At 38.0% G+C, this 15,065-nt stretch carries 13 protein-coding genes; all 13 read right to left on the reverse strand.

What is annotated here, in order from left to right:
* The coding region (locus HMPREF2728_RS08505) for a pneumococcal-type histidine triad protein (protein ID WP_075227653.1) at window positions 1-1,144 on the reverse strand (1,144 nt) is incomplete at its 3' end.
* Between the two features lie 7 nt (window positions 1,145-1,151).
* Window positions 1,152-2,081 (reverse strand): metal ABC transporter solute-binding protein, Zn/Mn family, encoded by a 930-nt coding sequence (locus tag HMPREF2728_RS08510; protein ID WP_075227654.1) that lies wholly within the window; start codon window positions 2,079-2,081, stop codon window positions 1,152-1,154.
* Between the two features lie 286 nt (window positions 2,082-2,367).
* Window positions 2,368-5,448 (reverse strand): pneumococcal-type histidine triad protein, encoded by a 3,081-nt coding sequence (locus HMPREF2728_RS08515; RefSeq protein WP_075227655.1) that lies wholly within the window; start codon window positions 5,446-5,448, stop codon window positions 2,368-2,370.
* A 310-nt stretch (window positions 5,449-5,758) separates the two neighbouring features.
* A complete protein-coding gene (locus tag HMPREF2728_RS08520; protein ID WP_075227656.1) occupies window positions 5,759-6,013 on the reverse strand; it encodes a DUF3884 family protein in 255 nt (84 codons plus the stop codon).
* Between the two features lie 36 nt (window positions 6,014-6,049).
* A complete protein-coding gene (gene lacG, locus HMPREF2728_RS08525; protein ID WP_075227657.1) occupies window positions 6,050-7,462 on the reverse strand; it encodes a 6-phospho-beta-galactosidase in 1,413 nt (470 codons plus the stop codon).
* Window positions 7,463-7,868: 406 nt separating this feature from the next.
* A complete protein-coding gene (locus HMPREF2728_RS08530) occupies window positions 7,869-9,560 on the reverse strand; it encodes a lactose-specific PTS transporter subunit EIIC (RefSeq protein ID WP_075227658.1) in 1,692 nt (563 codons plus the stop codon).
* Complete coding sequence (locus HMPREF2728_RS08535; protein ID WP_049527213.1) at window positions 9,560-9,877, reverse strand: PTS lactose/cellobiose transporter subunit IIA; 318 nt, start codon at window positions 9,875-9,877, stop codon at window positions 9,560-9,562. Before HMPREF2728_RS08535 ends, HMPREF2728_RS08530 begins: the two co-directional genes overlap by 1 nt.
* A gap of 35 nt (window positions 9,878-9,912) precedes the next feature.
* Window positions 9,913-10,749 (reverse strand): PRD domain-containing protein, encoded by an 837-nt coding sequence (locus HMPREF2728_RS08540; protein ID WP_061863124.1) that lies wholly within the window; start codon window positions 10,747-10,749, stop codon window positions 9,913-9,915.
* Window positions 10,750-10,979: 230 nt separating this feature from the next.
* Window positions 10,980-11,960: a tagatose-bisphosphate aldolase gene (lacD, locus tag HMPREF2728_RS08545; RefSeq protein WP_075227659.1), complete on the reverse strand. Its 981-nt coding sequence runs from the start codon at window positions 11,958-11,960 to the stop codon at window positions 10,980-10,982.
* Window position 11,961: 1 nt separating this feature from the next.
* A complete protein-coding gene (locus HMPREF2728_RS08550; RefSeq protein ID WP_075227660.1) occupies window positions 11,962-12,891 on the reverse strand; it encodes a tagatose-6-phosphate kinase in 930 nt (309 codons plus the stop codon).
* Window positions 12,892-12,901: 10 nt separating this feature from the next.
* Window positions 12,902-13,417, reverse strand: a complete 516-nt coding sequence (lacB, locus tag HMPREF2728_RS08555) for a galactose-6-phosphate isomerase subunit LacB (RefSeq protein WP_001216925.1) — start codon at window positions 13,415-13,417, stop codon at window positions 12,902-12,904.
* A gap of 30 nt (window positions 13,418-13,447) precedes the next feature.
* Window positions 13,448-13,873, reverse strand: coding sequence for a galactose-6-phosphate isomerase subunit LacA (gene lacA, locus HMPREF2728_RS08560; protein ID WP_000029280.1), 426 nt, complete (start codon window positions 13,871-13,873; stop codon window positions 13,448-13,450).
* Window positions 13,874-14,130: 257 nt separating this feature from the next.
* Window positions 14,131-15,024 carry an aldose 1-epimerase family protein gene (locus HMPREF2728_RS08565; RefSeq protein WP_075227661.1) on the reverse strand — a complete coding sequence of 298 codons (894 nt, stop codon included), beginning with the start codon at window positions 15,022-15,024 and terminating at the stop codon, window positions 14,131-14,133.
* Window positions 15,025-15,065: the final 41 nt, after the last annotated feature.

The raw sequence follows: 15,065 nt of genomic DNA on the forward strand, positions 1-15,065 counted from the left end.
CTTCTCTAATCACACGCTCAGCTGCAAAGCTATGATCATGTTCATCTTCATGCTGGGTGTTATGAGTTACATTTTCATGGTCACGCTGAACTGTTGGTTTATTTTGATTTTCTAACGGTTTTGTTGGTGTTAGAACACCTCCAAGTGGTATCAAACGAGTAATTTTTTGCTCCAAAGCAGACATACTACTATAAGGAATGAAATGGTAGTGATTACCGTGTGGAATCGCAACTCCTGATGGTGTACGACTAGTAATTTTAGCTGGGTCAAATACCAAACCATCAGATTCTTGATAGCGTTGACTAACTGGTAAAGCATATAACTGAGCGAGAAGACTTTGGAGGCTATCCTCTTGATCTACTGGGATGCTTGTTGCTGGGCTATCGGCTTGAGAACTTGGTGTAACACTTGGATTTGGTTTATAATCCGTTAGACTTGGTTGACTTCCTTTTCCAGCTAGATAGGCTTGAGCTGCTGCTAATTCACTTGAAGATAGAGCACTCTTTGGAACGTAGTGATAATGCCCACCATGTGGAACGATATAAGCATCACCTGTATCTTCAATGATATCTGCAACATTAAAGACATAACCATCATCCGTTGTATATCGGCCTTGAGCTCGTGCAGCAAGGACTTCCTTAGTTTCATTTCCTCTATCTGATGTGCCTTCCCGTTTCTGACGCTCAATTTGGTCTTTGGTACGAACATTATCTGCATGGCTAGCATCTTTTAGATAGACATAGTATTTGCCATCAACTTTGATGATATAGCCACCTTTAATCTCATTAACAATATCTTCATCCTTCAGCTGATAGTTTGGATCTTTCATGACCAGTTCTTCACTAAAGATAGCATCATAAGGAACCTTACCATTATAGTAATGGAAATGGTCGCCGTGGGAAGTCACATAACCTTGATCAGTGATTTTGGTAACAATCTGTTCAGCTTCTATGCCTTCCTTCTTACTAACTTGGTCTGGTGTCAGAGTTTCATTCTTTTTAGCTTCAGACTCTTTACCATCAACGTAGGATACACGGTTGTCATCTTTTTTCTCAGGTGCTTGATGTTGATTTAAAGCATAAGCACAAACACTTAAGGCAAGGACCACTGCAAATCCCGCTAGATATTTTTTATTAATCTTCATAATCTCCTCATTTCAATTCTTCAGCTAAGATAGCCATATTTTCTTCTAAATTTTCCAAGTAGGACTTGTCATTTTGTGGGTCTGCCTCTAAAGGATTGAGGGTTTTAAGACTCACACCTGTTGATTTGACAAGTGTGTCCGCTACCTTAGATGAAGCATTGCTCTCTGTAAAGATGGTTTTGACCTTATAAGTCTTTACAAATTCTTGAATTTCGGTTAACTGTCTTGGGCTAGGTTCTTGGTCAGGAGAGATCCCTGCAATCCCAAGCTGATTTAGTCCAAATCGTTTAGCTAAATATGAAAAGGCTGTGTGTTGGGTTACAAAAGTCTTTTGATTAGCTTTTTCAAAGATGGGTTGGTATTTCTTGGTCAAATCATGAGCTTTAGCACTAAAACTTTGTGCATTTTTCTGATAAGTATCCTTGTTAGCACTGTCTAGTTCAGATAACTTATCAGCAATAATCTGTGCTTCTTCTGCGACCTTTTCAGGATCTAACCAAGTATGAGGATCGTACAAGGTCTTCTCATCAATCCCATCTCCAGCTTCCATATCTTCTAATCCAGGCACGCGCTCCAAGGTCATACCTTCTGATGCTTCTAAGACCTTTACCTTGGATTTTTGCAGGCTTGGATCTAAACTTCCCGCCCATGACTCTAGTGTATGAGAATGATAGACAAAAACATCGGCATCATAGATGGCTGCAATATCATTTGCAGAAGGTTCAAAGGAATGGATACCAGAACTAGACTGAATCATCCGAACATCATTTAGATCACCTGAAACTTCTTTGACCATAGCATAGACAGGATAAAAACTGGTCACAATCTTCATTCCCTTAGTTTCATCACTCTTGTCTTGACTGGTCTTTTGTCCACAAGCTCCTAAAACGAGAGCAAGGAAGGCAATCATGAGCCATAGGATACTTCTTTTTTTCATAACAACTCCTTAACTAGTATTTAACCATTTAATTAACTAGTAAACATTTTACTCCTAAAAATTTAAAATGTCAATATTTTTTCTACATTTTCATGAAAAAAGTGAGAACTAGATTTCATTATCAGTTCTCACTGGTTATTTTTATCATTTGACTTTTAATTGTTTTAGAACTTCTTGATTCAATTTTTAAGACAGCAAATTTCAGCTTTTTAATAAAGAAAAGGACATTATTCAATCAAAAATCGAACAATATCCTTTCGAGTAGATTATAATTAATAAAAATATTTTAAGGTTTTATTTGTTTTAGTGTCTTAATGTCATACATCACTAATTCACCATTTTTATTGTAAAACTGAACACCTTCTGGCTGAAAAATTAGAAACTTAGGATCGATTTGTGCAATTTTTGCTAACTTTTCTATATGTTCATTTAAAGTTACTTTATCCAATCCGTAGTCTGGTAAATCATCGTCACTTTCTTCTTTGGAATTTTCTTTATCTTCAACCTTGTTTTCTGAAGGAATTTCGTTGGTTGTACCAGTCTCATTTACACCTATATTATTCTTCGGTTGCTCCTCAGTTTTATCTACAACAGTCTTATTTTTATCAATATTTTTAAGATTGTTTGAATCAGGTTTTAATTCTTCATTATTATTCGTAAACGTCCCATCTTGGGATTCTTTTTCTTTCATTCTTTTGGCAATTAAGTCTTGCGCTTGTTTCCATTCTACTTCTGATAAGTCGGATTTAGTGATACTTCTCAATGAACCACCTCCCGCTCTTGGAATACTAAATGATTTGTCTTCCCATATAAAGGTTTCTTTTGCCAATACATCTTTCGGATCAAAAATATAACCATCTGGAGTTGCAAATCGACCTTCTGCAAGAGCTTTCTGAACTTCTTCAGCAGAATGGATAATTTGCCAATTCTGCATTCCAGCGCGTTTTTCAAGAGGAGTCACATTAGCAATAACAGATCCAGCATCATCATGACCTGGTTTTGACCAAACTTCAGGACGCACATCAGGATGTTGCATTACATATTTTATAGTTGCTATTTGCTCACTATTTAACCAAGAATAAGGTACGACGTGAATGTGGTCGATATGCGGAATAATAAAGGAAGTTCCAGTATCATAGGTAGTATTGGCTGCATGCATAGGCAAGCTAGATACATCAACAGCTAATCTTGGTTTAATTTCTGTTTCTACAATATCATAACGATAATTATCTTTATCTTTAAGCATTAGTTCCTGCTCAGAAAAAGCTATTTGAGTAAGATCGAGTTCTTCACGTGAATAAAAATAATCTTTACCACCTTCATTAATTATATAACCAACTTTACTATTTCTAGAAATTTTATTAGTTACTTTTTTATAATCAAACTTTGGTCTTTCCTCCTCATCTGAGTGTACTGAAGAAACGATGGAATCTGGATTTTTACCAGTTTCTTGAATCCATTTAGCAACTTCATCCAATTCGAATTGTTCTAATTCACCATATCCCATATAATGGAAATGATCTCCGTGTTTGGCAATAACACCTGATTTATCAACAGAATCGATGGAATCTTTGGTAAATATATATCCATCGCTCGTATCATAAGGTTTACCATCTAAACCTTTTCCATAAGCTTTGATTGATTGTCCTAAGAACTTATGAACTACTTCTTTTGATGCTAAAGGTTTAATATCTGTAACAATTTCGTTTAATCCATTTTGCCCTTTTAACGGAATCATTCTTGCAATCTTCTGCTCTAAATCAGACATTTGTGAATAAGGGATAAAGTGATAATGGTCTCCATGGGGCACTGCTACACCGTTAGCTGTACGTTTGATGATTTGTGCCGGATCAAAGACTAGACCATCCGATTCCACATGGCGTTCTGACAAAGGTTTGGCATACAATTCACTTAAAAGTGTTGAAATGTCTTCCCCTTGATTTTGATGATAAGTTGGTGTGACAGTCAGATTTGGAGTCTCTGTCAAACTTGGTTGAGCTGTCTTAGAATTATCACTACTTGGTTTACTTGAACTTGTAGAGGAATGTGCGCCTTGTTTACCATTCCAATAAGCTTGGGCAGCAGCCAATTCTCCTGCTGACAAATCACTCTTAGGGATATAGTGGAAATGATTGCCGTGCGGTACAACAAAAGCGTCTCCTGTATCTTCAATCACATCTGTCGGACTAAAGACATACCCATCATCCGTTGTATAGGCTCCTCCAGTTCCTCGATTCGGTGCCGGCGTATTGAGATTAAAGTTTGGTTTAATGGTTGAACTTGGTTTCTCAGAACTGCTTGGTTTCGGATTATCAGCATGACTTTGAATTGGCTGATCTCCAATTGGCAGATTTCGAGCCAATTTTTCTTCCAAAGCAGACATTTGCGAATACGGAATGAAATGGAAATGATCCCCATGAGGTACTGCTACCCCATTTGCTGTTCTTTTCGTAATTTGGGCAGGGTCGAAGATCAAACCATCTGATTCTACATGACGTTGGCTAAGTGGCAAAGCGTACAATTCTTGAAGGAGACTAGCTAAATCCTCACTTTGACTTTCAGAATCTGTTGCAGGATTTTGAGGTGTCTCAGATTGACTCGTTCTCACACTAGATCTTATTTCTCCTCTGCTTGAACGATATTCAACGGTACTTAATTGACTACCTTTACCAGATAAGAAGGCTTGGGCAGCAGCTAATTCACTGGCAGACAAGTCACTCTTAGGAATATAATGGAAGTGATTGCCATGGGGAACGATGTATGCATCACCCGTATCCTCGATAATATCACTTGCATTAAAAACATAGCCGTCATCCGTTGTATAACGGCCTTGAGCTCTGGCTGCAACTACCGCCTGATCGTTAGAACCGCCTCCATGATTATGACTATGTTCCTGCTTCTGACGTTTAATCTCTTCTTTTGTACGAATATTGTCCGCATGAGCCGCATCTTTAAGGTAAACATAGTATTTCCCGTCTACCTTAATCACATAGCCACCCTTGATTTCATTGACAATGTCTGAATCCTTCAACTGATAATTCGGATCTTTCATCAGCAGTTCTTCACTGATGATAGCATCATAAGGAACCTTGCCATTAAAGTAATGATAATGGTCCCCATGTGAAGTCACGTAACCTTGATCGGTAATCTTAACGACAATCTGCTCAGCATTGATCCCCTCTCGCTGACTAACTTCATCTGGTGTCAGATTTTCAGTCTTAGTACTAGCCTGATTTCCTTCTATATAAGCCACACGATTAGGCTCTTTGCTAGTCTGTACCGCTTGGAAACGCCCCAGTTCATAACTTGAAAGGCTTAATGCTAAAAGAGCTACCGAACCAAGAACATATTTTTTATTGATTTTCATCTAAACACACTTCCTATTTCATTTATTCGTTAAATAAAGAACTACACTTTTTCCTAAAGAACTTCCTTAACTGGTTAAGCACATAACTGAAAAACGAAATCACTTTTAAAACTCCTCCTTCTATTTTCTATTTATCAAACAAGATTTGAGCGAGTGAGTTACCTCTTTATATACTTAACCAGTTATTTAACTAGTTAATAGTTTACTCCTATCACATAAATCTGTCAAGAATTTTTTTGTCTTTCAGGTAAAATCTAGATAAAAAAGAGGAATATCCCCTAGTATGAGATAGATTCCTCTTTTTACTATATTAGTGTTGAAATGGCATAAAATCCGATTCAAAGCAAATGTTATCCTTATCTTCTGCGTTGACAAAATTTAAAAACAGCTTTTGAAATTCTTCAAATTCATAGTCTGAATGACAAATCCACTCCTTACCCATCGAGACATACCATTTTCCAAGACTTGCAAGTTGCTCCTTGGTCAAGGATGGTACATGAGAGCAATGTTCAAAGTTAATAATATAAACTTTTTCATAGACTGATTTAATAAAATTTTTCAGCATAAACTTTCCTCGCTTGAACTCTATACCTAATGACTATTAGTACTGTTCAATCACTTGGGTTTCTGCTAATTTCTTGTACCAATGTGCAGATTTCTTAGGATAACGTTCTTGTGTATCGAAGTCAACATAGAAGAGTCCGTAACGTTTTTCATAACCATTAGACCATGAAAAGACGTCCATCAATGACCAGATGAAGTATCCTTTGACGTTTGCACCATCTGCAATCGCATCAGACAATACTTCCAAGTGTTGTTTCACATAATCAATACGGCCATCATCGTAAACAGTGTTGTCCACAAATTCATCTTTGTATCCAAGTCCGTTTTCAGTGATGTAGATCTTCTTGTAGTTTGGATAATCTTTCTTAACACGCATGATTTGATCATACAAACCTTGAGGGTAGATGATCCAGTCCCAGTCAGTACGAGGTACATAGTCAGGAGCTACACGACGACCAACACCCTTGATCTGGTATTTAGAGCTTCCTTTTTCACCTTTACCGTTGTGGATGATCTCAGTTTCACCATCAAAGGCTTCCATCCAATCGCTCATATAGTAGTTAATTCCGAGGAAGTCATTCAAATCTTTAGCTGCTTCAAGTGCTGCAAAGTCTTCGTCACGAAGATCCAAGCTACCACCATTTACTGATAAGATGTGGTTTACACCTTCCATTGTTGCATCTGAATAGTGTCCAAGGTATGTAGCATCCAAGATAAATTTGTTGTGGATGATATCTTCCAACTCAGCAGCACGAACGTCTGCAGGATTTTTAGGATCCAATGGATACTTAGTTGGAAGGGCGTGAACAACCCCGATTTCACCTTTATAGCCTTTGTCTTTGTACAATTTCACAGCACGAGCATGAGACACCATCATATTGTGGTGAGATTGGAATACTTTCGCAAGGTCGTATTGAATACCTGGTGGGAATTTACCGACCAAGTATTGACCGTCACCGATTGGACCAATTTCATTAAAGGTTGTCCAGTAGTTGACTTCTGGGAATTCTTCAAAACAGAATGCAGCATAATCTACAAAGTGTTCGATGTTTTCACGATTTAAGAAGTCTCCATTTGAGTGAAGAGCTTCAGGTGTATCAAAGTGATGAAGAGTAACGAACGGTTCTACATGGCGTTTATGACATTCTGCAAATAAGTTATGATAGAATTCTACCCCTTTTGGATTTACTTCACCATAACCAGTTGGGAAAATACGTGACCAAGCGATTGAAATACGAATACCATTGACGCCATACTCTTCAGCTAACTGAAGATCTACTGGATATTTATGGTAGAAATCGCTTGCTGGTTCTGCTGTATACCAATAGTTATCAGCTAAGTATTTGTCCCAAGCAACTGGTCCTTTTCCGTCAGTATGGGTAGCACCTTCTGCTTGATAGGCAGCCGTTGCCCCACCAAAAATAAAATCTTTAGGAAGTGTTTTTGTCATTTTTTCACCTATTTCTTGATTGTATTAAATGAAAAGTGAGGGGAGAGGAGTTAGTGAGCCATCCATCTCCATCTCACTTCTTGTACCAAGTCACCAAATAGTGACATAAAGGGGGAAAACAAATATATAATCGGAGACTCTTTTTCAGTCCCCAAAGGTCAGTCGAATTGTGACTCAAGGAGGTAAAAACGATATTTTTTTACCGACGAATTAACAAAGCGATTAGGAAATTCGCCATAGCGATTTCCATGATGATAGGAGTCTGTTTTACAGTCCCTAAGGTTAGTCGAATTGTGACATGAGGAGGTAAAAACGATATCTTTTTACCGACGAATTAACAAGGCGATTAGGAAATTCGCCATAGCGATTTCCGTGATGATAGGAGACTGTTTTACAGTCCCTATCATCAATCGAATTGCGCTTGAACAAAGGCTAGAGCACCTTTACCATCACGAGTCAACTTGATGTATTGAGCTCCTTCAGTCTTAGCCAATTTGATTCCAAGTTTATCTGTTTCAGCCTTCATATCTTCGAAGTTTGAAGCGACCTGTGGTGCTAAGATAACCAAATCAAACTCAGGTAGCATCTCACGGTGAGCACCGTAACCACCAGCAGCGGCCTTCACAGGAACATTGTATTCTGCAGCAGCTTTATTCAAAGCATTTGCAAGAAGTCCACTTGTTCCACCACCTGCACAGAGAACGAGTACGTTGGTTTCTTCTGTAATTGTATTTTGTGCTGATTCTACTCCTGCTTTTTCAAGGATAGCATCAGCTTTAGCAGTATTGAAGTTTGCGGCTACTTTTTCTTTTAATTCATCGTTGGCTTTACCAGAACGTTCTTCTTCAAGAATTTGTTCGTCATAAACTTTAAGGAATGGATAGTAGATTGCAATATCCACTACGATTAACAATGCTGCAAGAGCGAATGATAAGAACTGGAAGTTTGTACCAAGAACAATACCTAGAGGCCCAGGCGTAGTCCATGGAAGGTTGGCAGTAAATGAGTTCATGCCGAGAGTTTCGATAAAGAACTTAAAGATCCATACGTTTGCAATAGGTGCAAAGATGAATGGGATAAAGAAGATTGGGTTCAAAACAAGTGGTGCACCAAACAAGATTGGTTCATTTACACCGAAGAAGGTAGGAACTACTGAAGCACGTCCGATGGCACGATTACGCTTAGACTTACACAACCACATAAACATGAATGGAACTACAAGAGTTGCTCCTGTACCACCCATGGTGACGATAAACATTTGTGTACCAGATGTAAGGATCTTATCAGCGTGCATACCTTGTTGAAGAAGGTTCAAGTTGACTTCGGCATTTGCATAAGTAATCGCTGCAATGGCAGGTTCAACGATAGATGGGCCGTGAATACCGACAAACCAGAAGAAGGCAAAAGCACCAAAGATAATAGTAATACCAAGATAACCGTCTGCTGCTGAGAAAAGAGGTGCAAAGAACTTACCGATTGATTCTGCTACACTTGCACCGACAAACTGACGAGCTAGTAAATCAAGAGCATAAAGCGAAACTACTGAGAGCGTAAATGGAATAACATCTTTAAAGACTTGTGAGATATTGGGTGGAACTTCGTCAGGCATGCGAATAGTAACGTTGTTCTTGACACAAACCTTATAGATAGCTACGGTCACAAATGCTGCCAAGAAGGCTGAAAGCAACCCTTTTGTTCCAAGGAAACCAGTTGCAAAGCCACCCTCGATTGGGTCAGCCGCCAACATCAGCAAACCAACAATAGCTGCTAAGAGCGTTGACATATAGTTGATTTGGTTGGTTTTCTCCATACTACGATTGACGGAGTCTGTTAAAGATTTAGCAGTGGTACCAGCTACCAAGACTGCTAGAATCCCCATAGAGTAGCTGTAAGGTTTCATCAAAAGTGCTACTACTTCATCAGACCATTTAAAGCCCCAAGAGTTTGGAACAAAAGCAATCAAGATAAAAATACTTGAGAAGAGAATGACTGGCATTCCTGCGATAAATCCATCCCGAATAGCACGAAGATAGATATTTCGAGATAGTTTTTCAAAAAAAGGCTTCCCTTTCTCGATATAGGCAATTAACTTATTCATTATTTAGCTCCTCTTTTATAAAGTTCAATTAAATGATGCACCAAATCTTTTAGCAAGATTGTTGTCATCAGGTGATCTTGTCCGTGCATCATTGTGATGCTGTATGGAATTTCTTCCCCTGCAGCTTCTTGAGCAAGCATAGATGTTTGCGCTTTGTGAGCTTCCGCAATGCAACCTGCTGCTTCTTCAACAAGAGCTTCTGCTTTAGCAAAATCGCTAGCTTCAGCAGCCTTCAAAGCTTCTAATAATTTTGAACGAGCATCACCTGCATAGGCAACGATTTCAAAACCTAACAATGTTACTTCTTCTCTATTCATGATAGAATTCTCCTTATATATTTTTTAGTAAAGCGTTATGACAATAAACGTTGGATGTGTAGAACAAGATAAACTCGTTCACTCTTGTAGAGGTCAAGACCAGTTTCCTGAGCAATGACCTCATAAATTTTGCTACCAATCTCGAATGCTTCTGGATAGGTATTCTTTATATGTTCTTCCATATCGAGCAAGGATTGATTATCATCGCGACTACGATCCAGATAATCCAAGAAATAATTTAGATGAATCATAAAGCGGTCGTAGAAATTATTATTTTCAGGTGTTCGCTGGATTTTATAACTCTTCAAAACACTTTCGACCCTCTTTAAAATTTCCTTTCTCTTATCAATCGACTCAACAACTTCGACTTCACTCTCACCTTCGGCATTGATGAAATGATAAGCGATACGAATGATTTCGTCTTCAGGAAAATTTTCTGTCAGTTTTTGACGATAAATTTCAAAAGCTTCTTGTGCAATTTGAAAAGCGATAGGATACTTGGCAGAAATATCAGGCAAGTTACTATCCTTATAGCGTCCTTGACTAATAGCCTGATAAGAACAATAGATATGGTCTGTCAGAGTGACGTATAGATACTCTTGGACAGGATATTGATATTTTTTAGAAAGATTATCAATAATCTCATAAGTAACCGTAATAAAATCAAGCGGTACATCCTTGAGAAGAGCCATAAAATTTTCTCGCGACTCTTCCGTTTTCATTCGGAAAACTTTTTCAACCTGATCCTCAGAAATCAAATCTCCCTTCTTCTTACCGAACGAAATACCCTTACCAATTACGATCAACTCCTCTCCCTTACTATTACGCACGAGAGAAACATTGTTATTCATTGGATTTAATATCCGATACATGGCAACCTCCTTGCCCTATTATTTAAGTTTTGTGAGCATAAAAAATGACCACAAATGAACTCAGAAAATATACATCTGAGTCATCTGTGATCATGCCTAATATTACTTAGTAACACTCACTTTGTATTAACTTGTGACTTTAGTATATCACAAGAATGATTTTTTGTAAACCTTTACATACAACTTTTTTTAAAATTTTATGCTAGGTTTTAGGACATAAAGGGGGAAGTTTACACACGTTCAGTCCATGAAGTAGCTGTTGTTTGAAGTACTTTATTGAGTTCATCAATGTTTTCAAATCCAGTTGTACGAAGCCATTCGCGAGCTGCTGCTTCACCATCTTTGATGTAAGCTTCAACTGATCCTGCCCATGTAGCACGTCCACAAAGAACTCCGTTGAAGTTTGCGCCTGATTCGTGGGCAAATATAAGTGTCTCTTGGAAGAGTTTAGCGGATACACCTGCACTCAAGTAGATGTAAGGAAGGTTAGTTGCTTCGTCTTGTGCTTTGAAGAATGCTGCTGCCTCTTCACGTGTATGAACGATTTCTCCATCACCAAAACCTTCAACGTATTTCACGTTAACTGGAACTTCTACTTTCAAGACATCGATGTTGAAACGTGGATCTGAGAAGACTTTCATAGCGCCGATAACCTTGTGTGGTTTTACTTTAGCGTATTCAGCAGAACCTGCGTCAGCAATTTTTTCATCATAGGCAAGGATTTCAAGGAAGAATGGAATATCTTCTGCCACACACTCAGAACCGATACGTTCAATGTAGGCTTGTTTTTGTTGGTTGAGTTCGTCAGAGCTATCTACGTCATAGTAAAGCAAGAACTTAACAGCATCTGCACCTTGTTCTTTGATACGTTTTGCAGACCAAACATCCAAGCAGTCTGGCAAGCGTTTTGTGCTTGTTGTATCGTATCCAGTTTTTTCATAAGCGAGGAGAAGACCTGCATTTGGAGCAAGAGCTTTTGTTGCTGGAAGACCATATTCAGGGTCTAAAAGCATAGATGAAGCGTATTTAGTCAATTCATCCGCAACCAAGACTTTAAGTTCTTCCATTTGAGCTACTGTTGGCTCTTCTGTTTGGTATTGAGCCATGAGGCGTTTCAAAGCACCACGTTGGTCAAAAGCAAGAGCTGAGATGATACCATTCTCATCAGAGAGTTTTTCCAAACATGCACGTTTATTTTCTGTTAAAACCATTTTATACCTCTTTCACTACTAGTTGGTCATATAGGCCTTGATAGTTAGCCATATTGACATGACCGGTCATTTTTTCTTGAGCATTTAGCATACCAAGGACATTCGCCTTGGTCAGTAATTCTTGATCAGATTCTTTATGGAAAAGACCTGAAGCAATACCTGCAACAGTAGAATCGCCAGAACCGACTGGATTTACTACTTGAATTTTTGGAATATCCACTTTATAGAAAGTGTCCCCGTGTTTTGCAAAGGCACCATTAGCACCTAAGGAAACAATAATCCACTCAATTCCTTCAAATAGGGACTCTTGAAGAACCTCTTTTAATTCATCCAAGTCTTTAGAAATTTCTCTACCCAAAAGTTGAGACAATTCTTCATTATTTGGTTTGATAACCGTTGGTTTATGTGGAGATTCAAGAACCGCCTGAAGTGCAGCTCCTGAACAGTCCAAGACAACAGGTTTACCAGCTTGGTTAGCAAGTTCAACCAGACTAGCATAATAGTCAACAGGAAGTCCTGCTGGTAGACTACCTGAAATGGCTACTACCTCTACAGTTTCTAAAAGTTCCTTGAAATGAGCCAAGAAATCTTGACCTTCTTGTTCTTGAACTTCAGGACCTTTTTCTAGGATTTCTGTTTGATTTTCTCCATGTAGAATTGCGATACAGTTACGGGTTTCTCCTTGGATAGAGAAGAAACGTTTGCTTACTTTATCATCAATATTTTCAACTAGAAAATCACCAAGTTTACCACCAACAAGTCCTGTTGCGACTACAGAATCACCAAATTCTGATAGAACTCGTGTAACATTGAGACCTTTACCACCCGCTGTTTTCGTAACATCGACAACACGGTTGACAGTGTCAATTTTTAATTCATCCAAAGGATAGGAAATATCAATGGATGGGTTCATTGTGACTGTTAAAATCATAAGTCACCTCTTAGTCGTGGTATTCACCGCGATCCCATTTTTCAAGGAATTCTGTAAAGAAGTTGGCATCTGTTTGATGGTCGTTATGAGTTTCAACGTGTTGGATTTTAGCAATCAATTTTTTATTTTCTTCAGATGGTTTGTATTCAGCATTGATGAAAGCTTCAATGATATCGCACATAAGCAATTCACCAGTGATTTTACCACCAAATCCGATAACGTTGGCATTCAATTGTTCTTTTGCATAAAGAGCTGTTGTCATATCACGAACCAAAGCAGAACGAACACCTGGAACTTTGTTAACAGCGTTATTGATACCGACACCAGTACCACAGATACATACACCAAGATCAGCTTGGCCACTAACTACTGCTTCACCAACTTTTTTACCAAAGATTGGGTAGTGAGTACGAGCATGGTCATAAGTACCAAAGTCGATGACTTCATGTCCTTTTGATTTCAAAAATTCTGAAACCGCCATTTTTTCATTAGTTACGATGTGGTCACATCCAATTGCAATTCTCATTTTTATCTTACCTTTCTTTCGTTATAAAAATTAGCACATTTTGTTCAACATATCGACACGAATTTGGTGACGACCGCCGTCATACTTACCATTTACAAAGCCTTTAGCAATGTTTTTAGCCAATTCGTCACCAACGAGTTGAGCACCCATAGTAATCATACGTGAGTTGTTGTGACCACGAGTCATATAAGCTGAACGTTCGTCAGATACTTCTGCTGCAACCATTCCCTTGATTTTAGTAGCAACCATAAATGGACCAGCACCATAAGCATCAATGACAATACCAAGATTTTGTTCTTCTTTTTTAACTTCTTCAGCAACTGCAAGAGTTACATCAACAAAGTCTTGACCTTCAGCTGTAACATCCACAACGTGGAAGTTTTCTTTTTCCAAGAAATCTTTAACGACTTCTTTCAATCTCAAACCTGCAGCATCTGCACCAATAACAATAGACATATTGTATACTCCTTTTTTATATAGACCAGTAAAAATTTTTTGGTTTTGGAAAGAAAATGACCATCACCAAGTAGTTACTGGTAGTTTTTGTTGACTATTTTAGTTTAAGAATGATTTATCTAATCACTCTTTGTAACTTCTCCTTGGAGAAATTGGAAGAATAACTTGTTAAAACAAACACAAATTGTTCTTTCTAAACATAATATACTACTATTGTTTAAAAAAGTCAACAGTTTGTGTTTGTTTTTGTTTATTTTTTAGAAAATTTCTATATCGAAACCAATTTGATCACTTTGACCTGGATTTAAAATTCGAACATTCTTCTTATCCTCTAGATGATCGCCCTCTTCAAGTGAAGTTGACAAACCAGACCAAGGTTCCAGAGCAAGGAAGGGACCTTTATTAAGCGTTGACCAAACGATTAAGTTTGGAAACTCTTTAAAGTCTAGTTTTAATCCCTTATCATGCCTACGTGATCGTAAGGAAACAGAGCGAGAGGCTAACTCATCTAACGTCACAGCATCATAGCTAAAGAAATCATAGTTTAAATCCAATTCTTTTTGATCTTTTAACCAGCTACTTCTATCTTGAAAATCCAACATCCCTGTTTCTGGGAATGGTTTTGGAACTGTACAAGTTTCTGGCTTTTCAAATTCAAGATAGTAGTCTTCATAAGCTTCATCATCAAATAAAGGACAGTTAAAGCCTGGATGTCCACCAATAAAGTAAGGCATTTTCTTATCTGTTTCCTTATTGGTAACTTGATACTGTGTACGAATAGTCTTTCCAGTAACAGTATAAGTTATTTCTAGACGAAAATGATAGGGATAATTCTCATACATTTCTTGGTCATCTTCGATAGCAAAGGTGACAGAGTTCTCTGTTTGTTCTACTAATTCAAATTCTTTTTTTCGAACCAAACCATGACGTGGAATTTTACCTGCTACTTGACTACCATCTTCATGCTCATACAAGACAGTATCATTTCTAACGGATCCACAGATTGGAAATAAAACAGGTGCTTGTCCACTCCAGTAAGTTGAATCTCCCTGCCACAAATACTCAATTCCATCTTTATCTTTTATTGAAGAAAGTGCACCACCAAAAGTTTGAAACTGTACACTTAGCTGTTCTGTTTTTAATTCAATCATTAGAATTACCTCCATTTATTTAAGACCTAAAAAAACTAGGC

It is taken from the genome of Streptococcus sp. HMSC061D10 (genome assembly GCF_001808865.1).
Taxonomy (GTDB): Bacteria; Bacillota; Bacilli; order Lactobacillales; family Streptococcaceae; genus Streptococcus.

Bases quoted from the DNA above. Each gene is read 5' to 3' on its own strand.
- HMPREF2728_RS08535 (WP_049527213.1), bottom strand. From the start codon at position 9,877: ATGAATAGAGAAGAAGTAACATTGTTAGGTTTTGAAATCGTTGCCTAT.
- HMPREF2728_RS08530 (WP_075227658.1), bottom strand. From the start codon at position 9,560: ATGAATAAGTTAATTGCCTATATCGAGAAAGGGAAGCCTTTTTTTGAA.
- HMPREF2728_RS08550 (WP_075227660.1), bottom strand. From the start codon at position 12,891: ATGATTTTAACAGTCACAATGAACCCATCCATTGATATTTCCTATCCT.
- lacG (WP_075227657.1), bottom strand. From the start codon at position 7,462: ATGACAAAAACACTTCCTAAAGATTTTATTTTTGGTGGGGCAACGGCT.
- HMPREF2728_RS08520 (WP_075227656.1), bottom strand. From the start codon at position 6,013: ATGCTGAAAAATTTTATTAAATCAGTCTATGAAAAAGTTTATATTATT.
- lacB (WP_001216925.1), bottom strand. From the start codon at position 13,417: ATGAGAATTGCAATTGGATGTGACCACATCGTAACTAATGAAAAAATG.
- lacA (WP_000029280.1), bottom strand. From the start codon at position 13,873: ATGTCTATTGTTATTGGTGCAGATGCTGCAGGTTTGAGATTGAAAGAA.
- HMPREF2728_RS08540 (WP_061863124.1), bottom strand. From the start codon at position 10,749: ATGTATCGGATATTAAATCCAATGAATAACAATGTTTCTCTCGTGCGT.
- HMPREF2728_RS08565 (WP_075227661.1), bottom strand. From the start codon at position 15,024: ATGATTGAATTAAAAACAGAACAGCTAAGTGTACAGTTTCAAACTTTT.
- lacD (WP_075227659.1), bottom strand. From the start codon at position 11,960: ATGGTTTTAACAGAAAATAAACGTGCATGTTTGGAAAAACTCTCTGAT.
- HMPREF2728_RS08515 (WP_075227655.1), bottom strand. From the start codon at position 5,448: ATGAAAATCAATAAAAAATATGTTCTTGGTTCGGTAGCTCTTTTAGCA.
- HMPREF2728_RS08510 (WP_075227654.1), bottom strand. From the start codon at position 2,081: ATGAAAAAAAGAAGTATCCTATGGCTCATGATTGCCTTCCTTGCTCTC.